At 66.7% G+C, this 20,084-nt stretch carries 20 protein-coding genes; 12 read left to right on the top strand and 8 right to left on the bottom strand.

The features are described from left to right. The first annotated feature begins 83 nt into the window (after positions 1-83). Positions 84-263 (top strand): hypothetical protein, encoded by a 180-nt coding sequence (locus AC1GI4_RS08300; protein ID WP_042490606.1) that lies wholly within the window; start codon positions 84-86, stop codon positions 261-263. A gap of 51 nt (positions 264-314) precedes the next feature. Here AC1GI4_RS08300 and AC1GI4_RS08295 read toward each other — a convergent pair whose 3' ends face one another. Together AC1GI4_RS08295 and AC1GI4_RS08290 are read right to left on the bottom strand one after the other, a co-directional pair. Continuing rightward, positions 315-881, bottom strand: a complete 567-nt coding sequence (locus tag AC1GI4_RS08295; RefSeq protein ID WP_479630378.1) for a phosphoribosyltransferase — start codon at positions 879-881, stop codon at positions 315-317. Between the two features lie 83 nt (positions 882-964). After that, positions 965-1,315, bottom strand: a complete 351-nt coding sequence (locus AC1GI4_RS08290) for a VOC family protein (protein ID WP_479629197.1) — start codon at positions 1,313-1,315, stop codon at positions 965-967. 270 nt (positions 1,316-1,585) lie between these two features. Between AC1GI4_RS08290 and AC1GI4_RS08285 the strand changes: the two genes are divergently transcribed. From AC1GI4_RS08285 to AC1GI4_RS08275, 3 genes are read left to right on the top strand one after another with little or no spacing between them, the layout of a single operon-like run. Beyond that, a complete protein-coding gene (locus AC1GI4_RS08285; protein ID WP_479629196.1) occupies positions 1,586-2,872 on the top strand; it encodes an MFS transporter in 1,287 nt (428 codons plus the stop codon). After that, positions 2,869-3,975 (top strand): metallophosphoesterase family protein, encoded by a 1,107-nt coding sequence (locus AC1GI4_RS08280; protein WP_479629195.1) that lies wholly within the window; start codon positions 2,869-2,871, stop codon positions 3,973-3,975. The genes AC1GI4_RS08285 and AC1GI4_RS08280 overlap by 4 nt, the downstream gene beginning before the upstream one ends. Continuing rightward, positions 3,972-5,222, top strand: coding sequence for an arsenic transporter (locus AC1GI4_RS08275; protein ID WP_479630377.1), 1,251 nt, complete (start codon positions 3,972-3,974; stop codon positions 5,220-5,222). Before AC1GI4_RS08280 ends, AC1GI4_RS08275 begins: the two co-directional genes overlap by 4 nt. Before the next feature lie 54 nt (positions 5,223-5,276). Here AC1GI4_RS08275 and AC1GI4_RS08270 read toward each other — a convergent pair whose 3' ends face one another. The 3 genes from AC1GI4_RS08270 to AC1GI4_RS08260 form a co-directional block, all read right to left on the bottom strand. Further along, positions 5,277-6,500, bottom strand: coding sequence for a threonine synthase (locus AC1GI4_RS08270; protein ID WP_479629194.1), 1,224 nt, complete (start codon positions 6,498-6,500; stop codon positions 5,277-5,279). A 40-nt stretch (positions 6,501-6,540) separates the two neighbouring features. Beyond that, entirely contained in the window at positions 6,541-7,320 is a 780-nt protein-coding gene (locus AC1GI4_RS08265; RefSeq protein ID WP_479629193.1) for an SDR family oxidoreductase, read from the bottom strand. Positions 7,321-7,616: 296 nt separating this feature from the next. Further along, positions 7,617-8,234, bottom strand: a complete 618-nt coding sequence (locus AC1GI4_RS08260; protein ID WP_479629192.1) for a DUF2238 domain-containing protein — start codon at positions 8,232-8,234, stop codon at positions 7,617-7,619. 75 nt (positions 8,235-8,309) lie between these two features. On the opposite strand from AC1GI4_RS08260, the gene AC1GI4_RS08255 reads away from it, so the two are divergent. The 4 genes from AC1GI4_RS08255 to AC1GI4_RS08240 all read left to right on the top strand — a co-directional run bounded on the left by AC1GI4_RS08255 (position 8,310) and on the right by AC1GI4_RS08240 (position 11,735). Further along, on the top strand, positions 8,310-9,053 hold the full coding sequence (locus AC1GI4_RS08255) for a dienelactone hydrolase family protein (RefSeq protein WP_479629191.1): 744 nt from the start codon (positions 8,310-8,312) through the stop codon (positions 9,051-9,053). 272 nt (positions 9,054-9,325) lie between these two features. Beyond that, positions 9,326-9,865 (top strand): TadE/TadG family type IV pilus assembly protein, encoded by a 540-nt coding sequence (locus tag AC1GI4_RS08250; RefSeq protein ID WP_479629190.1) that lies wholly within the window; start codon positions 9,326-9,328, stop codon positions 9,863-9,865. Then, positions 9,862-10,404, top strand: a complete 543-nt coding sequence (locus tag AC1GI4_RS08245; RefSeq protein WP_294268509.1) for a TadE/TadG family type IV pilus assembly protein — start codon at positions 9,862-9,864, stop codon at positions 10,402-10,404. The genes AC1GI4_RS08250 and AC1GI4_RS08245 overlap by 4 nt, the downstream gene beginning before the upstream one ends. Positions 10,405-10,409: 5 nt before the next feature. Beyond that, positions 10,410-11,735: a TadE/TadG family type IV pilus assembly protein gene (locus tag AC1GI4_RS08240; RefSeq protein WP_479629189.1), complete on the top strand. Its 1,326-nt coding sequence runs from the start codon at positions 10,410-10,412 to the stop codon at positions 11,733-11,735. 34 nt (positions 11,736-11,769) lie between these two features. On the opposite strand, the gene AC1GI4_RS08235 is transcribed toward AC1GI4_RS08240, so the two are convergent. Continuing rightward, positions 11,770-13,554: an ABC-F family ATP-binding cassette domain-containing protein gene (locus AC1GI4_RS08235; RefSeq protein WP_479629188.1), complete on the bottom strand. Its 1,785-nt coding sequence runs from the start codon at positions 13,552-13,554 to the stop codon at positions 11,770-11,772. Between the two features lie 113 nt (positions 13,555-13,667). Between AC1GI4_RS08235 and AC1GI4_RS08230 the strand changes: the two genes are divergently transcribed. The 4 genes from AC1GI4_RS08230 to AC1GI4_RS08215 all read left to right on the top strand — a co-directional run bounded on the left by AC1GI4_RS08230 (position 13,668) and on the right by AC1GI4_RS08215 (position 16,693). Further along, positions 13,668-13,973, top strand: a complete 306-nt coding sequence (locus tag AC1GI4_RS08230; RefSeq protein ID WP_433909743.1) for a PepSY domain-containing protein — start codon at positions 13,668-13,670, stop codon at positions 13,971-13,973. Positions 13,974-14,019: 46 nt separating this feature from the next. Further along, complete coding sequence (locus AC1GI4_RS08225; protein WP_294268517.1) at positions 14,020-14,709, top strand: response regulator transcription factor; 690 nt, start codon at positions 14,020-14,022, stop codon at positions 14,707-14,709. Between the two features lie 70 nt (positions 14,710-14,779). Next, the gene (locus AC1GI4_RS08220) at positions 14,780-16,090 is read left to right on the top strand and encodes a sensor histidine kinase (RefSeq protein WP_294268546.1); all 1,311 of its coding nucleotides are present in this window, start codon (positions 14,780-14,782) and stop codon (positions 16,088-16,090) included. A 111-nt stretch (positions 16,091-16,201) separates the two neighbouring features. Further along, positions 16,202-16,693 (top strand): hypothetical protein, encoded by a 492-nt coding sequence (locus AC1GI4_RS08215; RefSeq protein WP_479629187.1) that lies wholly within the window; start codon positions 16,202-16,204, stop codon positions 16,691-16,693. 19 nt (positions 16,694-16,712) lie between these two features. On the opposite strand, the gene AC1GI4_RS08210 is transcribed toward AC1GI4_RS08215, so the two are convergent. Next, positions 16,713-17,714 carry an LLM class flavin-dependent oxidoreductase gene (locus tag AC1GI4_RS08210; protein WP_479629186.1) on the bottom strand — a complete coding sequence of 334 codons (1,002 nt, stop codon included), beginning with the start codon at positions 17,712-17,714 and terminating at the stop codon, positions 16,713-16,715. Positions 17,715-17,763: 49 nt separating this feature from the next. After that, a complete protein-coding gene (locus AC1GI4_RS08205) occupies positions 17,764-19,998 on the bottom strand; it encodes a S8 family serine peptidase (protein ID WP_479629185.1) in 2,235 nt (744 codons plus the stop codon). Positions 19,999-20,084 lie beyond the last annotated feature (86 nt).

Raw genomic sequence — 20,084 nt, 5'->3', positions numbered from 1 at the left:
AGCAGAGCCTCATCTGCCCTCCATCGGGGCGACGGGGCGGGAAGACGATGGCCAGTGGCCATCCGAGCGGCTAAGATACGGAAATGGCCGAACGCTTCGAAAGACACCGCCAGCCCTGGCGCCAGGACGAGATCCAAAAGCTCCACACGCTGGCCAAGAAGGGCATGGCGCTGAAGGCCATTGCCAAGGCGCTGACCCGCAGCGAGGAGTCGGTGAAGGCGCGCGCGAAGGAAGACGGGCTGTCGATCGCCAAGCTGCATTGAGGTTCGGGGTGGCGGGCGCGTGACATGCGCGCCCGGCCGGTGCGTCGATCGTCAGCGCAGGATGATATCGGCCCCGTGCTTGTGCGCGCGGATTTCCTCTTCGGTCAGGCCGTTGATCTCGTGCGGGAAGATCAGCCAGTCATTCGTCTCATGGACGAAGAAGTCGGGCTTGAGGTCGGTCACGTTGCGCGACGGCTTGTAATAGATGGTGGCGACCTTCACCTCGTCCGGGATGTTGTTCCGGCACCGCTGCTTCAGTTCCTTCAGCAGGGCACGGATCGAACGCCCGGAATCGAAGACATCGTCGATCAGCAGCAGGCGATCCTCGGGGTTGAGCACGTCGACCAGATGGCCCAGGCCATAGATGCGCACCTGCGGCTCCTGCTGGTCGATGCCGGTATAGGAGGCGGTGCGGATCGCGATATGATCGCTCTGCACCCCGCGATATTCGAGCAGTTCCTGCACCGCGATGCCGACCGGCGCACCGCCGCGCCAGATGCCGACGATGTGGGTCGGGCGAAACCCGGAGTCGAACACCAGATTGGCCAGGCGGAAGGAATCCTCCAGCAGGCGGTCGGCGGACAGGTAGATCTTGGTGGTCACGGGGGAATGGTCCATCATCGTTGCGGCGCGCGGCGCGAAGCCGGAAGCGTTTGGATAGACGCGCTATCTGGCGTCGTCGGGCCGCCAGGGCAACCGCGTCATGCGATGATCCGCCCGATCCGCACCAGCACGCCCGTCGGATCGCTGACCGCGAACTCATAGGTGCCCCAGGGCTTGGCGTGCGGCGCGCCCCGTTCGATGATGCGGTCGCGTACCCGATCGGCCACTGCGTCGACATCCTCGACATAGAGGTAGAGGCCGAACGGATTGTCCTCCACCTGCTTGGGCCAGCCGGGCATGTGGTTGAGGTGGAGATGCCAGCCGCGCCCGTCCTCCAGGATGCGATAGCCGCCGAAATCGGTCGCAACCTCGAAGCCGAGCAGGCGGTAGAAGGCGGTGCTGGCGTCCAAATCGTCGGCGGGGACGATGGCGACGCAATGACGGCTCATGATTGTCCCTCCATGGTGGCAGGCAGGATGCCTTGTCCGGACCAGGCGTGGCGAGCCCCAATTCTCCCCTGCGGTGAAAAAGTTCCGACGTCGTTTCATGAAGTTGACGTCATGTTCGCATCAATGTTCTTGTGGGGTAGGAACGCGTTTGTCCTTTTGTTGCAAAGGGATGGCCGGAAGGTCGGCGAGCGGCCAAACATAAATCATACGATGCGCGGATATTTCAAACCATTGCTGGGTTGGCCCCCCGCATCTCGCGGAGACCCTATCATGGCCACGGCGGCATTGCCCGAATCCCGATCTTCCCGCGCGTCCGATGGCGACCGCCGCCGCGCGACACGTTGGTTACAGGCACTCAACTTCTTCATGGCCGACATGCAGGCGGGCATCGGCCCGTTCCTGGGCGTGTTCCTGCAACAACGCGGGTGGCAGACCGGGCCGATCGGCTCGGTCATGACGCTGGGCGGCGTGGCGGGCATGGTGATGACGGTGCCGGCGGGCGCGTTCATCGACCATACCGACAAGAAGCGCTGGGTCGTCGTCATCACCGGCATCTGCACGGTGCTGGCGTCCTTCCTGATCCTCTGGTCGCAATCCGGGATCGTCGTCGGCGTCAGCCAGGTGGCGACGGCCATTGCGGGCGCGGCGATCGGCCCGGCGGTAACCGGCATGACGCTGGGCGTCGTCCGGCAAAAGGGCTTCAACGCGCAGAACGGCCGCAACCAGGCGTGGAACCATGCGGGCAATATGGTCGGCGCGGGGCTTTCCGGCTTTCTCGGCTGGAAGTTCGGCATGGCCGCCATCTTCTTCCTCGCCGCCGCCTTCGGCGTGCTGGCGATCATCTCGGTCCTGTCGATCCCCGAACGCGCGATCGACCACCGCGCCGCGCGCGGGCTGGAGGATGAAGACGGCGACGATCAGGAGGGCGGTCAGGCCGAGGGGTTCAAGGCGTTGTTTTCGAACAAGCCGATGCTGATCCTGGCGGGCGCGCTGGCCTGTTTCCATCTGGGCAACGGCGCGATGCTGCCGCTCTACGGCATGGCGGTGGTGGGTGCCGGCAAGGGCGATGCGGCGATGTTCACCGCGACCACCGTCATGGTGGCGCAGGCGGTGATGATTATCGCCAGTCTTGTGGCGATGAAGGTCGCCGCTGGGCGCGGCTACTGGCTGGTGCTGCTGATCTCCTTTGCCGCGCTGCCTTTGCGCGGCTTCCTGGCGGGAAGCTTCATCGAGCATTGGGGCGTGTGGCCGGTCCAGGCGCTCGACGGCATTGGTGCGGGGTTGCAGAGCGTCGCGGTCCCCGGCCTCGTCGCGTGCCTGCTGAATGGCACGGGCCGGGTGAATGTCGGGCAGGGTGCGGTGATGACGATCCAGGGCGTCGGCGCGTCGCTGTCGCCTGCCATCGGCGGCTGGCTGGCGCAGGAACTGGGCTATCACATCGCCTTCTACATTCTCGGCGGCTTCGCGGTGGCGAGCCTGGGGCTGTGGATCGGCTTTGCGGGGACGTTGCGCCCCGCGTGTTCCGGTGGCGCCAAGCCCGAGGAGGCGCAGGCATGAGCGGCATCGCCTGGGTCCATATCGGCGACCTGCATCTCGACGAGGCCGATGACTGGCAGGGCCTCGACCGGCTGGCGACCATCGTCGCACAGGTGAACCGCCACATGGGCGAGGCGGACTTCGTCTTCGTGCCCGGCGACAACGCCAATCACGGCACGCCCGAGCAATATGCCCGGATGACGGACGCCCTCGTGCCGCTGTCGCTGCCCTGGCGGATCATTCCCGGCGACCATGATTTCGAGCCGGGCGACCTCGCCAGGTACGAGGCTGCCATCCCGAAGGGCAACCGGCGCGAGACGGAGGTGATCGCCGGGCATCGCTGCCTGTTCCTCGACATCGTGTCGGCGGGGGCGGGCGGGCCCGACTTCCGGCTGACCATGCATCATCGCAACCGGCTGGCCGAGGAATTGACGCGGGCCAAGGCGGAGGGACAGGTGCCTCTGGTCTTCATGCACGCCTATCCCGGCGATCTGGCGGCGGACGGCGACACGATCGCGCGCCAGTTCATCGACGGCGAGGTCGCGTTCGTCGACACCGGCCATACCCATTATAACGAGCTGCTGAACGATGGCCGCGTACTTTACGGCGCAACCCGCTCCACCGCGCAGATCGAAGAGGATGGCGGCGCGCCGGGCTTCACCATCGTCTGCGTGCAGGACCGGGTGGTCAGCTGGCGCTTCCGGCGGCTGGATGCCGCTTGGCCGCATGTCCAGGTCGTATCGCCGGGCGATGTCCGGCTCATCACCCGCCCGACCGATCCGCATCAGGTGCCCCGGCCCGGCGCGGTCGAGGTCGTGGCGCGGCTGTTCGGCGCGGAAGGACAGCCCGTGGCGCGGGTGGGCGGCACCGACACGCCGATGGCGCTTGGCGACGACGGGCTGTGGCGCGCGACCGTGCAGCTCGACGCCGGGCTGACCGCGATCGAGGTTCGCTGCGGCGAGGGCCATGACCGGATCGATTGCCTGGTCCGCGACGGGCATTCGATCCCGAAGCGTCGCCTGCCCGTCGCCCCCGGCGAGGATTGCCACGCGATCGGCGCCTGGCCTATCGCCGGGATCGACGGGGCCCGGCTCGGGCCGAACAAGAATGGGTGCGGATGGTGAGCCTGGCCTATGGAGCCACCTGGGCGATTGCGGGGCTGTCGACGGCGGGCGTGATCGCGCGGCCGATGCGCTGGCCCGAATGGATCTGGGCAGTGGCGGGCGCGGTGTTGCTGATCGTGCTCGGTTTGATGCCGCTCGGTGAGGCGGGGCAGGCGGTCGCCAAGGGCACCGATGTCTATCTCTTCCTGATCGGCATGATGCTGCTCAGCGAAACCGCGCGCGAACATGGCGCATTCGACTGGATCGCCGCGACCGCCGTCAACATGGCGGGGCGGTCGCGGGCGAAGCTGTTCGCGCTCGTCTATGCGACGGGCGTGGTCGTCACGACCTTCATGTCCAACGACGCGACCGCCGTAGTGCTGACGCCCGCCGTGTTCGTCGCGGCGAAGAAGGCCAAGGCCGATCCGTTGCCTTTGCTGTTCGCCTGTGCGCTGATCGCCAATGCGGCCAGCTTCGTGCTGCCTATCTCCAATCCGGCAAACCTCGTCCTCTATGGCGGACACATGCCGCCGTTGGGCGCATGGATGGCGGCGTTCGCGCTGCCCTCGCTGGCGTCGATCCTCGTCACCTTCGCCGCACTGCGCTTCACCCAGCGGGCAAGGATCGCGGGGGACTGCGAAAGCGATGTGACGCGCGACCCGCTGTCGACCGGCGGCAAGCTGGCCATGGCGGGAATCGGGCTGACCGCGCTGCTGCTGCTCGTCGTATCGGCGCTGGATGTCGAGCTTGGCCTGCCCACCGCATTGGCAGGGATCGCGACGGCAGTGATCGTGTCGCTGCTGGCGGGACGCTCCCCGCTGACGCTGGCCAAGTCGGTCAGCTGGGGCGTGCTGCCGCTGGTCGCCGGGCTGTTCGTGCTGGTCGAGGCGCTCGACCGGACGGGCGTGATCGCCTGGGTCGCGCAGGGGCTTCGCGACATGCTGACCGATCCGACGCGGGCGGCGGCGGTGTCGGGCACGGTGCTGGCGTTCGTCAGCAACGCGATGAACAACCTGCCCGCCGGCCTCGTCGCCAGCAGCGCCATCGCCCAGGCGCATCCGCCGCAGATCGTCACCGATGCGCTGCTGATCGGCGTCGACCTGGGCCCGAACCTGTCGGTGACGGGCTCGCTCGCGACGATATTGTGGCTTCAGGCGATCCGGCGCGAGGGCGAGGATGTGAGCTTCCTCGCCTTTCTGAAAGTCGGCGCGGTGGCGATGCCGCTGGCCTTGCTGGCGGCCTTGGGGATTCGGTTGCTGATCGGGTGAGCCCCAAACTCCGTTCGCACTGAGCGAAGTCGAAGTGCGAACGGAGTTTGGGGATTACAGCGCCCCCAGGTCGATCGCCCCGTTCTTGTCCAGCCACTGCCCCGCCTCGGGCATCGGGTATTTCAGCCCGGTGGCGCAGTTGAACAGCACCACCCGCTCATCCTCGTCGACCAGATTGTCGCGCACCGCCTGATTATAGGCCGCCAACGTCGCCCCGCCCTCGGGGCAGAGCAGCAGGCCATCCTTCTTCGCGCAATCCTCGACGGCCTTGAGGATCGCCGGGTCGCCCACCGCCAGTGCGGCACCGCCGGACTCGCGCACTGCGCGCAGGATCAGAAAGTCGCCGACGGCTTTGGGCACGCGGATGCCTGCTGCCACTGTAGCGGCATCTTCCCAACGCTCAGCATGTTCCTCGCCCGCCTCATAGGCGCGGACGATGGGCGCACAGCCGCTTGCCTGTACCGCATACATGCGCGGGCGCTTGGAGCCGATCCAGCCCAGCCGCTCCATCTCGTCGAACGCCTTCCACATGCCGATCAGGCCGGTGCCGCCGCCGGTCGGATAGAAGATCGCATCGGGCAGTTCCCAGCCCAACTGAGCGGCCAGTTCCAGGCCCATCGTCTTCTTGCCCTCGATCCGATAGGGCTCCTTCAGCGTCGAGAAGTCGAACCAGCGTCCCTCCGCCGCGCCGCGCCCGACGATCGCGCCGCACTCGTCGATCTGGCCGTTGACCCGCCAGACGCGCGCGCCTTGCGCGGCGATCTCGCGGACATTCACTTCGGGCGTTTCCTCGGGGCAGAGGATCACCGTCTCGATCCCGCAGCGCGCCGCATAGGCGGCCAGCGCGGCGCCCGCATTGCCGTTGGTCGGCATCGCGATCCGGTTCACGCCCAGCTCGCGCGCCATGGCGACGGCCATGACCAGCCCGCGCGCCTTGAACGATCCGGTCGGCAGCCGCCCCTCATCCTTGACCAGCACCTGGCCGCCGCCCGAGCGCGGGATCGGGATCAATGGCGTCTCGATCTCGCCCAGCGACACGATGCTCTCCGTCCGGCGCACCGGCAAAAGTTCGCGCCAGCGCCATAGGTCCGTTTCGCGCGCGGCGATGGTGTCGCGTGACACCGCCCGGCCCAGCGCCTCCAGATCGTAGCGCACCAGCAGCGGGCGGCCTGCGCGCGACAGGCCGTGAAGCTGGTCGGCTTCATAGCGCTCGCCGGTCAGCGAGCATTCCAGATGGGTGACGAAGGTCGGGCGGTCTTCGGTGAGGTTGCGATTCATCGGGACAGCCTATCGGCCGAAACCGCCCGACACCATAGGTTTAGCCCGGGCTCGCCGCCGATCCCGCCAGCAGGCCGCCGTCGATGGTGAACTCCGATCCGGTGATATAGGTCGCCTCGTCCGAGGCCAGCATGACCGCGATCGCCGCGACCTCGTCGGGCTCGCCGAAGCGTTTGAGCGGCGTGTCGGCGACCAGCGCCGCCATCTTTGCCGCGCGGTCGGGGCCGTCGCCCAGCATCGGCTCCCAGATCGGGGTCAGGATCGCGGCGGGGTGGATGGAGTTGCAGCGGATCGTCCACCCGCTTTGCGCGCAATACAGCGCGACCGTCTTGCTGTGGTTGCGGATCGCCGCCTTGGACGAGGCATAGGCCGCCGCGCCCGGTATCCCGACCAGCCCCGAGCGCGACGAGATGTTGATGATCGAACCCGTGCCCTTGGCCTTCATCGCGCCGATGGCATAGCGACAGCCCAGGAAGGTGCCGTCGAGGTTGACCCGGTGCACTGCGCGCCAGTCCTCCAGCGTGGCATGTTCGGGGTCGTGCGGCACGAAGCCGTCCTCGAACCCGGTGATCCCGGCATTGTTGACGACGACATCGGCGGCGGGGACAATATCGGCGAGGCGCGCCCAGTCGGCTTCATCCGAAACGTCGAGCGGCTCGAAGCGACAGCGGATGCTCTCCGCCGCCGCGATGCCGGTGTCGGCATCGCGATCGGTCAGGATGACGGTCGCGCCTTCGTCCTGAAAGTGTCGGGCGATGGCATGGCCGATCCCGCGCGCGGCGCCGGTGACGACGCACGTCTTGTTCTGCAAGCGTGGCATGAAAACTCTCGAAATGATGGGGCAGGGGGGCGGAGCGGGCCGCCATGTTTACCTGTGCCGCGTCAGCGGTGCCGCTGGACCATGTCGAGAACTCCTCGTGTTGGGCCGGTTTTATCACGGAGCGGTGTCCGCTTCATCTCTTTTGTTCGCGCGAAGGCGCGGAGACGCGGAGGTGTCTGGATCGGCCGCGCTGTCGCAGACCCTCTCAATCGGAAGACGAAGCCGGTTCGTTGGGAATGGAGGCAGCCTGCGGCTGGGCGAGACATCTCCGCGTCTCCGCGCCTCCGCGCGAAAAATTACCGCTCGACCATCCCCGCCATCTGCCGATCATGCACCCGCGACAGCGTCCCCACCGCCACGACCGCTCCGATAAGGCACATCAGCATGTCCCATTGCGTATCCCACGGATCGCCCTGCGTCCCCAGAAATTCGTCCGCGCCCTGGCCCAGCGCCATCGCCGCGCCGAACTCGATCAGTTCATACGCCGCGCTCACCGCCAGACAGCATGCGACGACCAGGAATGTCAGCAGCCCGCCACGCCGCAACCCGCCCCATCGGATCAGCCACTCGCGAAACACGATGGCGGGCACGAACCCCTGCACGAAATGGCCCAGCCGGTCATAGGGATTGCGTGCCAGATGCAGCCAGTCCTGCACCCAATAGCCGGCGGGCACCCGCGCATAGCTATACGCCCCGCCGAGCATCAGGATCAGGCCGTGCACCCCGATCAGGACCAGCGCGAGCCCGGTCAGCGGAAACCGCCGCCGCAGGTCCCACAACAGAGGCAGCGCGATCAGCACCGGCGCGACTTCCATCCACCAGGTCGCCCGATCGAACGGACGCAACCCCGAGGCGACCAGCCCCGCCACCCAGACCGCGCTCAGCAGCGCCAGTCGCATCCCGCTCCCCGTCATGGCCCGAGGATAGCGACGGGGATCATGGGCGCAACCCGATTGCCCCGACCGGACGGGAATGCGAAGGGCAGGTCCATGATTATACGCAGCGACGAAACCCAGGATGTCGAGGTGCCGGGCAACGGCATGATGCGGATGCACCTGTTCCGCCCGGCCATCGAGGGGCGCTTCCCCGGCATCCTGCTGTTTTCCGAAATCTATCAGGTGACGGCGCCGATCCGGCGATTGGCGGCGATGCTCGCCGGGCAGGGCTATGTCGTGGCGGTCCCGGAGGTCTATCACGAATATGAACCCGCCGGGACCGTGCTCGCCTATGACAAGCCGGGCACCGATCGCGGCAACGCATTGAAATTTGCCAAGCCGGTGGCGGCTTATGACGCCGATGCCAAGGTCGCGCTGAGCGCGCTGGCGGCGCATCCGGCGTGCAACGGGCGACTCGGCACGTTCGGCGTCTGCCTGGGCGGGCATCTGGCGTACCGCGCCGCGCTCGACCCGCGCGTGTCGGCGGCGGCATGCTTCTACGCGACCGACATCCACTCGGGCACGTTGGGCGAGGGACGCCGCGACGACAGCCTGGCGCGGATGGACGAACTGAAGGCCGAGACGATGTTCGTCTGGGGACGGCAGGACCCGCATGTGCCCTTTGCCGGGCGTGAAGCGATTCGGGCACGGCTGGAGGAGGTCGGCGCGGCCTATGAATGGCATGAAGTCGCCGGGCAGCACGCCTTTCTGCGCGACGAAGGACCGCGCTATGACCCGGCGCTGTTCCTTCAGGCGATGAGCTGGACGCTGGCGCTCTACGCCCGCGCGCTGCGCTAGAGCATGATGACATGAGATTAATTCACCCCTCCCCTTCAGGGGAGGGGCCGGGGGTGGGGCGCCGCCGCAAGCGTGCAGCCCCTGGCGAGGCCCCACCCCAACCCCTCCCCTGAAGGGGAGGGGGCTCTCCTTGGTTCAACGCAACGTCATCACGGTCCAGATCGTCCATGTTTGCGGAAGTTTAACCGAATCTGACCAATATGGGCGGGAAGGATATCCGCCCGCCCATGTTCGCCCCTCCCTGTTTTCGCCGTCTCTGCGGCTCCCGGCCTATGATCCTGACCGATCGGCGGGGGGCGGTGCTCGTAGAGTTCGCGCTAGTCGCGGCCCCCTTCATCGCGCTGCTGCTGGCGATCCTCCAGTCGAGCCTCGCTTATCTGGCGCAGGAGGCATTGGAGAGCGCGGTCGAGGTCGCGGCGCGCGGCATCGTCACCGGCCAGACCCAGGCAGCCGATCTGGCGGGCGGCGGCCTGGGCATGACGAAGGGCCAACTGGCCGAGCGGTTCCGCAGCAAGGGATGCCAGTCGCTTCCCAGTTTCCTATCCTGCTCGCGCCTGTTCGTCGACGTGAAGAGCGTGGCGGCGGGCGGCAGCCTTCCGACGACCGGCGCCTCGCCGCTGACCTTCGATGCCGGGACGGGCAAGTTCACCGATCTGTCCTATGACGTGGGGTCGCAAGGGTCGCTCGTCACCGTGCGCTTCATCTATCTGTGGCCGTTGCCGATCGCACCCGCCGCGGACCTCTCGCCGCTGAGCAGCAAGCCCACCGTGCTGGTCGCCACGTCGGTGTCCAAGACCGAGGCCTATCTGTGACGCGGCCGCTTTTCCGGGCGTTGCGCGATGATGCGCGCGGCGTCGCGCTGGTCGAATTCGCGCTCATCCTGCCGGTGATGCTGATCCTGTATCTGGGCGGCGTGCAGTTGCAGGATGCAATGGCCTGCAAGCGCAAGGTGACGATCACCGCGCGGGCCGCCGTCGATCTGATCTCGCAGAACACCACCGGCCAGATGACCGGGGCCGAGGTCCAGTCCAACCTGATCGCCGCGTCGCAGGTGATGCAGCCTTACACGACCGGGGACGCACAGATCCGCGTGAGCGAGGTTTTCACCGATGCGAGCGGCAACACCACCGTCGTGTGGAGCCGGGGGCAGAAGGTCGCCGGTTATCCCAAAGGACAGCCGATCGCCATTCCGCCTGCGATGAAGACCCCGAAGTCCACCTTCCTGTTGGCGGAGGTCAGCTATCCCTACAGCCCGCCGACCAGTTTCGGTCAATTCGGCCCGATGACGCTCAGCGACATGTTGTGGATGGTCCCGCGCAACACCGACCAGATCGCCTGCCCGGATTGCTGATGCCCATGATCTCTTCTCTCTACCGCCCCGTGCTCGGAGTGCTGCGTCATCGTCGTGGTGCGGTGATGATGATGTTCGCCATGGCGCTGCCCGTCCTGATCTTCGCGATCGGCATGGGCATCGATTATGCCCGCGCGATGAAGGCGCAGACCAGGATGAACGCGGTGGCCGACTCCGCCGCGCTGTCGGCGGTCAGCAAGGTCGGGATGGGCATGAAGGACGCCGATGCGGTCGCCTATGCGCGAAAGATCTTCGACGCGCAGGCGCAAGTGTTAACCCAGGCGGGTGACATCGTCATGGGGGACGTGACGATCAACGCGCCGACCGACGGCAACGGCCGCCGCAATGCGACGGTCGTCTACAAGGCCGTGTCGAACAACGTCTTCGCCAATATCCTGGGCCTGAACACGCTGGCCATTGCCGGGCAGTCGCAAACGACGAACGCGGTCGCGCCCGATATCGATTTTTACATGCTCCTCGATGTATCCAGTTCCATGGCGCTGCCGACCACTACGGCGGGGCTGGCAAAGGTGGCGGCCAGCAATTCGAGCAAATGCCAATTCGCCTGCCATGCGTCCAATAGTTACATTACAGGTAGAGATGCGACAGGAAAAATAACCGATTTGTACGGCGTGGCCAAATCTTATGATCTGCCTTTGAGAATTGATGAAGAGGGTAAGGCGGTTTCCAAATTGACGGAAAGCGCGATCGCCACATCGAGCAAGGTTGGTGCGACATATCGGATCGCTATTGCCACGTTTCGGGGCAAAGGGGCTTTTTCTATCCTTCAGGACCTTTCGTACGATATGGCGGCGACGGCTCTGACGACGAAAAATCTGAAACCTTTCCAATATTATAAAGATGGTCAGCCGAACGCCGTGGCAAATCCGAATGATCCCGGATCCGGGGATAAGGATACGGGAACCAGTGATGCCATGGACCAGATCAATGCAAAGTTGATCAGGACGCCTGGATCGGGAATTAATAAGTCAGCGGCGCAAGGCGTCATGTTTATCGTAACAGATGGAATGCGTGACGAGTATCGCCCTGGTGGATTGCCCGAGGTGCAAATCGAAGTTGCCAAATGTAATATGATAAAGGCGCGTGGATTGCGGATTGCAGTACTATATACTGAATATCTACCTCAATCACTCGACAACGACGGGTGGTCGCAAAGAAATATCAAGCCCAATCTTTACAAGGTCGAACCCGCTCTTCAGGCCTGTGCATCGCCCGGCCTCTATACCAAGGTGTCGACCGACCAGGACATATCGGCAGCGATGGCCGCGCTTTTCCGGAACGCCGTGGCGACCGCGCGCATCACGCAGTAACACGTAGGGCGGGGATCATCCCGCCTCACCCACGTCACCCCGCCAGCGCCTCGACCTGTTCGGCCAGTTCGAGCCAGCGCATTTCGGCCTCGTCCTTTTCCTCGCGTGCCTTTTCGATCGCCTTCATCAGCCGGTCGAATTGCGCGGGGTCCTTCGCATAGAGATCGGGGTCGGCAAGCTTGGCCTCGTCGCGCGCGATCCCGGCTTCCAGCTCCTCGATCCGCTTGGGCAGCAGCTCGTAATCGCGCTGGTCCTTGTAGCTCAGCTTGGTCTTCGCCTGCACGGGCGCGGCGGGGGAGGGGGCGGCCTTGGGCGCGGCCTTCTTCGCATCCGGCGCCGCCTTGCGCTTGGCGACCCAGTCGGCATAGCCGCCCGCCACCACGTCCACCGTGCCCGACCCGTCGAGGCCCAGCGTCACCGTGACGGTGCGGTCCAGGAAGTCGCGGTCGTGGCTGACGATCAGGACGGTGCCCTCGTAATCGCCGATCACCTCCTGCAACAGGTCGAGCGTCTCCAGGTCGAGATCGTTGGTCGGCTCGTCGAGGACCAGCAGGTTGGATTCGCGCGCGAACTCGCGGGCGAGCAGCAGGCGCGAGCGCTCGCCGCCCGACAGCGTGCCGATCTTCGCCTCGGCCAACGAAGGGTCGAACAGGAACTCCTTCAGATAGCCATGGATATGCTTGCGGGTGCCCCGCACGTCGATCCAGTCGCCGCCGTCGGCCAGCACCTCGCGCACGCGCTTTTCGGGGGCCATCAGCTTGCGCTGCTGGTCGATGATGACGCCGTCGAGCGTCTTGGCCTGGAAGACGCTGCCCTCGTCGGGCTGGATCTCGCCGGTCAGCAGGCGCAGCAGGGTGGTTTTCCCCGCGCCGTTCGAGCCGACGATGCCGATCCGGTCGCCGCGCGTGACCTTCAGGCTCAGGTCCTTGATGATCGTGCGGTCGCCGTAGCGCTTGGTGACATGCTCGGCCTTGATGACCTCCTTGGTCTTCACATCGTCCGAGGCGATGCCGAGCTTGGCGGCGCCCTGCGGCCCGATCATCGCGGCGCGGGTCGCGCGCATCTGGACCAGCTTTTCCAGACGGCCCTGGTTGCGCTTGCGCCGCGCGGTAACGCCGCGATGGAGCCAATGCTCCTCGATCTTGAGCTTCGCGTCGAGCTTCTCGGCGGCGCGCTGTTCCTCGGCATAGACCTGTTCGGTCCACGCATCGAAGCCGCCGAAGCTCACCTCGTTGCGGCGCATCTGGCCGCGATCGAGCCATAGCGTCGACTTGGTCAACCGGGTCAGGAAGGTGCGGTCATGGCTGATGACGATGAATGCGCCGGTAAAGCGCTTCAGCCAGTCCTCCAGCCATTCAATGGCGGCGAGGTCGAGATGGTTGGTCGGCTCGTCGAGCAGCAGCACGTCCGGGTTCATCGCCAGTGCGCGCACGATCGCGGCACGGCGCCGCTCGCCGCCGCTGGCGGTCGATGCCTCGCGGGTCAGGTCGATGCCCAGCTGTCCGGCGATAGCATCCGCCTCATAGGCTTCCGGCGCATCCTCGCCCGACAGGACGTAATCGCTCAAGCTCGAACAGCCGGTCAGGTCGGGATCCTGTTCCAGATAGACGACATGGGTGCCCGGCACGATCACCCGGCGTCCCTCGTCCGAATCGATGATCCCGGCCATCAGCTTGAGGAGGGTCGACTTGCCCGCGCCGTTGCGCCCGATCAGCGCCAGCCGGTCGCGAGGACCGACATGGATGTCGAGATGCCGGAAGAGCCAGCCCGAGCCTTGAACAAGGCCCAGGTCTTCGTAGGAAAGAACGGGTGCTGCCATGATGGATCGGCAGTTAGGGGCGGATGCGGAACCCGGCAAGCGGTCCATGCGCTGTCAGGCACCTGCACGATCCATTCAGAGGCTGTTCAACGGTTGACCGCTATGCCAGTTTCATGTCGATGACCGTCCTCCTGGCTCTGCTTGCCGCACCGATGGGTTCGCCGCCGCTGATTGAAGCGTCACTCGATCAACGTCGCGGCGACCAGATGCGCGCCTATCAGCAGCGCAAGGAAGGCAATCTGTCGCTCCGCGAGATCGAGGCGCGGGTGGTGCCGACGATGCGCGACGCGCAGTATATCGGCTTCGACTATGATGCGTCGGCGGCGGTTTACACGCTCAAGTTCCTGCGCAATGGCACGGTCATCTGGGTGGAGGTGGACGCCCGCACCGGCAAGGTCATCGGCCGTACCGACGGCTGATGACCGGCCGGTCGGACAGCCCCATGAATATACAGGGAGTTTTGCGATGCGCGTTCTGATCGTCGAGGACGAGCCCAATCTCGGCCAGCAGTTGAAGTCCACGCTGGAAGGCGCAGGCTATGCCATCGACCTCGCCACCGATGGCGAAGAGGGGCATTTCCTGGGCTCGACCGAAAGCTATGACGCGATCGTGCTCGACTTAGGGTTGCCCGAGATCGACGGGCTGACCGTCCTCGACCGCTGGCGCAAGGAGGGCAAGACCACGCCCGTCCTCGTCCTGACCGCGCGCGACAGCTGGTCGGACAAGGTGGCGGGGCTGGATGCGGGCGCGGACGATTATGTCGCCAAGCCGTTCCAGACCGAGGAGCTGATCGCCCGTCTGCGCGCGCTGATCCGGCGCGCCAGCGGCAATGCCTCGTCCGAGCTGACCGCCGGGGACGTCCGCCTCGACACCCGCTCGGGCAAGGTCACGCGGGCGGGCGAGCCGGTGAAGCTGACCGCGCAGGAATATAAGCTGCTCAGCTATCTGCTCCATCACAAGGGCAAGGTGGTCAGTCGCACCGAGTTGATCGAACATATCTACGACCAGGATTTCGACCGCGATTCCAATACGATCGAAGTGTTCGTGACGCGCATCCGCAAGAAGCTGGGCCAGGACGTCATCACCACCATCCGCGGCCTGGGCTACAGCCTGGACGATCCGGCGGCGGGCGGTTCTGCGGTGGCGGCAGACTGATCCGGTCTTTCCAGTGACGGACGGAACCACCACGCGCCCGACGCTGCGCACGGGATCGCTGTCGCGGCGCATGATCCTGATCGCCGCAGGGTGGATTCTGGTCCTGCTCACCGGCGGCGGTTTTGCGCTCGACCGGGTGCTCGTGTCCGCCGTCACCCAGAATTTCGATGACCGCCAAGCCTATGTGCTTCAGTCGTTGCTGGTATCGGCGGCGATCGACTCGCAGGGCGAAGTCTGGTTTACCCGCGAGCCCGCCGATCAGGGCTTTCTGGAGCCAGGTTCGGGCGTCTATTGGCAGGTTTCGGGCAAGGGGCATGAGCCTTTTCCGTCACGCTCGCTCTGGGATCGTCGGCTGGCATACGGCACGCCGCACAATGACGATACGATCCATGTCTATACCAGCAACCAGTTTGCCGACGAGAAACTGCGCGTCGTCGAACGCGATGTGAAGCTGCCCGGCTCGGACGTGCGCTGGCGGTTTCAGGTGGCGCAGCGGACGACCGGGCTGGATGCGCAGATCGGCGCGCTGCGACGGACGTTGGTGCGCAGCTTTGCGCTGCTGGGCGTCGGCTTGCTGCTGATGGCGGCGATGCAGACCTTTTACGGGCTCTATCCGCTGCGCCGCGTGCGCGAGGAGATTGCGGCGATGCGCGCAGGCAAGGCCGATCGCATCTCCGACGCAATGCCCAACGAGGTCGCGCCGATGGTCGAGGAGTTGAACGCGCTCATCGAGCATAACGAGAAACAGGCCGAGGAGGCGCGACGTCATGCGGGCAATCTGGCACATGCGCTCAAGACCCCGTTGACCGTCATCATGAACGCCGCGACCGCCAAGGCCGACGATCTGGCGGAGACGGTGATCCGCGAGGCGCGGACGATGCGCCGCCAGGTCGACCACCATCTGGCACGCGCCCGCGCGGTCGGGCGGCGCGGCTCGGCGCACAGCCGGGCGGAGGTCTGGCCCAGCCTGCAATCGGTCGAGCGCGCGGTCGGCCGCCTCTATCGCCATGTCCGCATCGATATCGACGGCCCGAAGGACCTGGCGGTCCATGTCGAGCGCCAGGACTTGGACGAGATGCTCGGCAACCTGGTCGAGAACGCGGCCAAATATGGCGGCGGCAGCGTCTTCGTGACAGTCGGCGCGCAGGCCGGGTTCGTCGAGATCCTGGTCGAGGATGACGGCACCGGCATCCCCGAGAACGAACGCGTCCGCATCTTCGATCGTGGCGTCCGGCTGGACACGGGCAAGCCCGGCACGGGCCTGGGCCTCGCGATCGTGCGCGACGTGGCGGAGATTTACGGCGGCACCGTCGCGCTGGAGGAAAGCGAGGACCTGGGCGGGTTGCTGGTGCGGCTGCGGCTTCCGGCGGCGGTGGGATAAGTCTGGTCCGGTTCGGCGATATCCGGGTGAATCCCGGATTGCCGATACCCCGCCGATCCGTTAGCGGCGCCCGCCTGTCGATGCGCGGGGCGTCGGCAACGGGGGAAATCCATGAAGATCGTCAAAGGGCTGGCGCTCATCGTGAGCCTGTGTGCCGCATCTCCGGCACTGGCGGACGGGGTGATGCTGGAAGCGAACGGTGCGCGCGCGCAGGAGCGTTGGGGCGGCGAACTGGGACTGGGCTATACGTTTGACCTCGGTCGGTTTCGGGTTCGCCCCATCGGCGGCGCATTCATCTACGGTGATGAAAACGGCCGATATCGTAACGACACCATCAGCGGAGGGCGCACCGTCTGTCGCGACTATTCCACCGGGGCATTTGCCGACAAGGACCGTTGCAATAGTGTTGCCGTCGATTGGTACGGCAAGGCCGAGCTGACCTATGTCATCCCGCAAGGCATGGAATTTGGCGGCGGCGCGCGCTTCAGCGCAGATAAAGTCCGCGGCTATGGCACGGTGGCTTTTCCCATCGGCGGTGATCTGCGTTTGAAGGGCAGCATCGGCGATCGCTATTATGCGCTTGGCCTGAAAGCCCAGTTCTAAAATTTGGGTGGCGGCCCCGTCAGGCCGCCACCATCTCCAGCGCATCCATCGCCCGCGCCGCGATCCCGATGGACCGTTTCCGCGCCTCATGGTCGAAGATCGAACTGACGATCATCACCTCGTCCACCTTGGTCCGTTCGACGAAGGCGGCGAGTTGCCGCTCGACGGCGGCGGGCGAGCCGATCGCCGAGCAGGACAGGACATGGTCGAGGATCGCCGACCCCTGAACGCCCAGGCTCTCGCGATAGCCGGGTACGGGCGGGGGCAGCTTGCCGGGGCGGCCGGTGCGCAGCGCGACGAAGGCCTGTTGCTGCGAACTGGCGAGCAGCTCCGCCTCTTCGTCCGTATCGGCGGCGAAGACGTTGAAACCCGCCATCGCATAGGGCTTGTCCAGTACCGCCGAGGGCCGGAAATCGCGGCGATAGATGGCCAGCGCGTCGTCCAGCGCATCGGGCGCGAAGTGCGAGGCGAAAGCGTAAGGAAGGCCCAAAGCGGCGGCGAGTTGCGCGCCGTACAGGCTCGATCCCAAAATCCACATCTGCGGTTTGGCGCCCGCGCCTGGCGTCGCGACGATGCCGGTCTGGCCGTCATCCGCGAAATAGCTCTGTAGCTCCATCACGTCGCGCGGAAAGGCGTTGGGATCGCTGTCGAGCGTCCGGCGCAGCGCGCGGGCAACGCGCTGGTCCGATCCCGGCGCGCGGCCCAGCCCCAGGTCGATGCGGCCGGGGAACAGCGCGTCGAGCGTTCCGAACTGTTCGGCGATGGTCAACGGCGCATGGTTGGGCAGCATGATGCCGCCTGCGCCGATGCGGATCGTGCTGGTCGCCTGCCCAACATGCGCCAGAACCACGGCGGTCGCGGCGGACGCGATGCCCGCCATGCCGTGATGCTCGGCGGTCCAGTAGCGGTGGAAGCCGACCGCCTCGGCATGGGCGGCCAGGTCGGCGGCGTTGGCCAGCGCCTGGGGCACGGTGCCGCCCTCGATGACGGGCACCAGATCGAGCAGGGAATAACGTGTCATGGCAACAAGATGGGGACGACGTGCCGCCCCCGCCAGCCAAGACCGCGTATCAGAAGGTCAAGCCATACTTCACCGCCATGCCCCGCTCGGGCGGTAGCATCGCGATATTGCCGGGGTCGCGCCGCCAGAACAGATGCGTCGACCATTCACCGCCGCCCAGCCGGATGCCATGGCGCAGCTCGACCAATGTTTCCTGCCCCGTGGGGGCGAGCGACAGGCGGTTGGTCGTCCAGCCATCGACCTGCCCGCTGGCATAATCCCAATGCCCCGGCAGCCGCAGGTCGAGCCCGCCGCCGCTGACCCGCAGGGGCCGCGACAGGCGCAGGTCGATCCGGTCGCCGCCGAACAGCCCGGCCTTGCCCGCCTCGACCGACCAGGCCCGGCTGGCCAGCATCCCGCCGCCCATGGCGCCCACCGCGTGGGTCCAGCCGCTGCGCCAGCGCGCGGCCAGCGTCCAGCCGCCATCGTCCTGCCAGCGCGCGGCCGTGTCGGCGAACCAGCTGACCCCGCGCGCCTGCCCCAGCGTGCCGCCGAACCAGCCGCCCAGCACCGTCGCCTGCTCGTCGAGCCGGGTCACGCCGAAGGATGCCGCGACCGGCCCGATCCGCCGGTCGAACGTTACCGCCATCTGGTCATAGCCGGGCGCGGCCATGCCCGGCATCGGCGCGGCGAAGCGTCCCGTCTCCGCCGTGACGCTCAGCCCCAGGCGGCCCATGACATGATGCAGCGCGGCGGCGGTGCGCGGCACGCGGTCCATGCCCGCGCCAGGATCGGTCATCAGATAGGAGGGGCCTGTCTGGCCCGTCCACCCCGCGACCATCGCATCGCCGCTGCTGGCAAAGCCAAAGCCGATCGCGGTGTCGGGGGAGAGCGTCTGGGTGATGCTGCCCGCGACGATGCGCTGCGCGGCATGGGGCGCGTCGGCGGGGACGATGGCACGCAGCCGCGCTTCGCCCGGCATGGCGATCGCGCGGGTCAGCGCGACCGTGCGCGCGCCGTCGCTGACCACCGTTCCCTCGATCCGGCCGAGCAGCGAGGGGGCAAGCATCGGACGCGGCGCGGCTTGTGCCACCGTGGCGGACACATCGACGCGATAGGCGCGCGCATAGCCGTCGAGCCCCACGAGGCTCAGCCCCTCGGCCCGCGCGTCGCCCATCGCCGGGGACAGCCGGGCATTGATCCCCATCGCGATGGCGGCGCCGGTCCCCGCGACGCTGGTGCCGCCGACCGGCTGGAACGCGGCGGTCAGGTCCAGCGCCCCCCGGCCATAGACATCGTCGGTGCCGCTCGTCCCCACTTCGCGCGCCGTACGCAGCAGCAGGTCGACGATCTGCGCGCCGGTCAGGTTGGGAAAGGCCTGGGCCAGCAGCACGGCCGCTCCGCTGATCTGCGGCGCGGCGAAGGACGTGCCGGACCACAGCATTCGCGTCCCGGCCGCGTCGGGCGCCTCCACCCGCTCGCCCAGCGCGGTCAGATAATGGGCGGCCGACTGGCCCGCCCGGTTGCTGAACGACGAGATGGTGCCGCTGGCGTTCACCGATCCGGCGATGATGACCTGTCCACGCGCGACCGCGTCATTGTTGGCGATCTGCGCCATCAGGGTCGGGTTCGACTCGCCGTCATTGCCCGCCGCGATCACGATCACCATGCCCGCCGCCGTCGCCCGGTTGATGGCCGCGAGCAGGGCATTGGGCGGCGTGTCGTTGGAGCCGAGCGAGATGTTGACGACCCGCGCACCCGCCTTGCGTGCCGTATCAAGCCCCAGCGCGATCGCGTCCGAGGAAAAGCTGCAATGGCCGCCCAGGCCACCCTGGCCCGCCGTATCGGTGCAACTGCCCGGCTTGTCGGCGCGCAAGGCGACCAGCGTGGCATCGAACGCCACGCCCTGCGCACGGTTGCCGCCCCGCCCGCCGAGCGCGGTGAAGGCGACGGCGGTGCCGTGCCCGTCCTCATCGCCGATCCCGCGCGTCCCCGCGACATCGGTCGAGGCGGTCGAGATCCGTCCGGTGAACGCGCCGGTGCGGTCGTCCACCCCCGAATCGATGACGCCCAGCGCGACTCCGGCGCCTGTCACCCCGCGCTGATAGGCGGCCAGCGCGTTCATCGCGACGGCGCCCGCCGTCGCGCGATAGCCCGCCGTATCGTAATTCTGGGTCGGGGCAGGGGCGGGCGTCGGCGTGGATGCCGCGACCGGCGTGGAGCCGGCGACCGGGGTCGGCATCGATTGCACGCCGGTGCCGCTGCCTCCGCAGCCCGCCACCATCGTGCCCGCGCCGACGACCATGCACCACAGGGGTGCGATGCCCCCCGCACCATGCGCATTCCGCCCTCGCAACCCCAGCCCCCTCATCCCTTTTACGCACCCCTTTG

The organism is Sphingomonas sp. 77B (assembly GCF_056497825.1).
This window is presented reverse-complemented; position numbering and strand designations above follow the sequence as displayed.

Excerpts from the sequence above, each read along its gene's own strand:
- AC1GI4_RS08260 (WP_479629192.1), bottom strand. The coding sequence starts at position 8,234 with ATGACGGGGAGCGGGATGCGACTGGCGCTGCTGAGCGCGGTCTGGGTG.
- AC1GI4_RS08225 (WP_294268517.1), top strand. The coding sequence starts at position 14,020 with ATGCGCGTTCTGATCGTCGAGGACGAGCCCAATCTCGGCCAGCAGTTG.
- AC1GI4_RS08285 (WP_479629196.1), top strand. The coding sequence starts at position 1,586 with ATGGCCACGGCGGCATTGCCCGAATCCCGATCTTCCCGCGCGTCCGAT.
- AC1GI4_RS08290 (WP_479629197.1), bottom strand. The coding sequence starts at position 1,315 with ATGAGCCGTCATTGCGTCGCCATCGTCCCCGCCGACGATTTGGACGCC.
- AC1GI4_RS08270 (WP_479629194.1), bottom strand. The coding sequence starts at position 6,500 with ATGAATCGCAACCTCACCGAAGACCGCCCGACCTTCGTCACCCATCTG.
- AC1GI4_RS08220 (WP_294268546.1), top strand. The coding sequence starts at position 14,780 with ATGATCCTGATCGCCGCAGGGTGGATTCTGGTCCTGCTCACCGGCGGC.
- AC1GI4_RS08295 (WP_479630378.1), bottom strand. The coding sequence starts at position 881 with ATGGACCATTCCCCCGTGACCACCAAGATCTACCTGTCCGCCGACCGC.
- AC1GI4_RS08235 (WP_479629188.1), bottom strand. The coding sequence starts at position 13,554 with ATGGCAGCACCCGTTCTTTCCTACGAAGACCTGGGCCTTGTTCAAGGC.
- AC1GI4_RS08255 (WP_479629191.1), top strand. The coding sequence starts at position 8,310 with ATGATTATACGCAGCGACGAAACCCAGGATGTCGAGGTGCCGGGCAAC.
- AC1GI4_RS08250 (WP_479629190.1), top strand. The coding sequence starts at position 9,326 with ATGATCCTGACCGATCGGCGGGGGGCGGTGCTCGTAGAGTTCGCGCTA.
- AC1GI4_RS08300 (WP_042490606.1), top strand. The coding sequence starts at position 84 with ATGGCCGAACGCTTCGAAAGACACCGCCAGCCCTGGCGCCAGGACGAG.
- AC1GI4_RS08215 (WP_479629187.1), top strand. The coding sequence starts at position 16,202 with ATGAAGATCGTCAAAGGGCTGGCGCTCATCGTGAGCCTGTGTGCCGCA.
- AC1GI4_RS08230 (WP_433909743.1), top strand. The coding sequence starts at position 13,668 with ATGTCGATGACCGTCCTCCTGGCTCTGCTTGCCGCACCGATGGGTTCG.
- AC1GI4_RS08280 (WP_479629195.1), top strand. The coding sequence starts at position 2,869 with ATGAGCGGCATCGCCTGGGTCCATATCGGCGACCTGCATCTCGACGAG.
- AC1GI4_RS08240 (WP_479629189.1), top strand. The coding sequence starts at position 10,410 with ATGATCTCTTCTCTCTACCGCCCCGTGCTCGGAGTGCTGCGTCATCGT.
- AC1GI4_RS08205 (WP_479629185.1), bottom strand. The coding sequence starts at position 19,998 with ATGGTCGTCGGCGCGGGCACGATGGTGGCGGGCTGCGGAGGCAGCGGC.
- AC1GI4_RS08210 (WP_479629186.1), bottom strand. The coding sequence starts at position 17,714 with ATGACACGTTATTCCCTGCTCGATCTGGTGCCCGTCATCGAGGGCGGC.
- AC1GI4_RS08265 (WP_479629193.1), bottom strand. The coding sequence starts at position 7,320 with ATGCCACGCTTGCAGAACAAGACGTGCGTCGTCACCGGCGCCGCGCGC.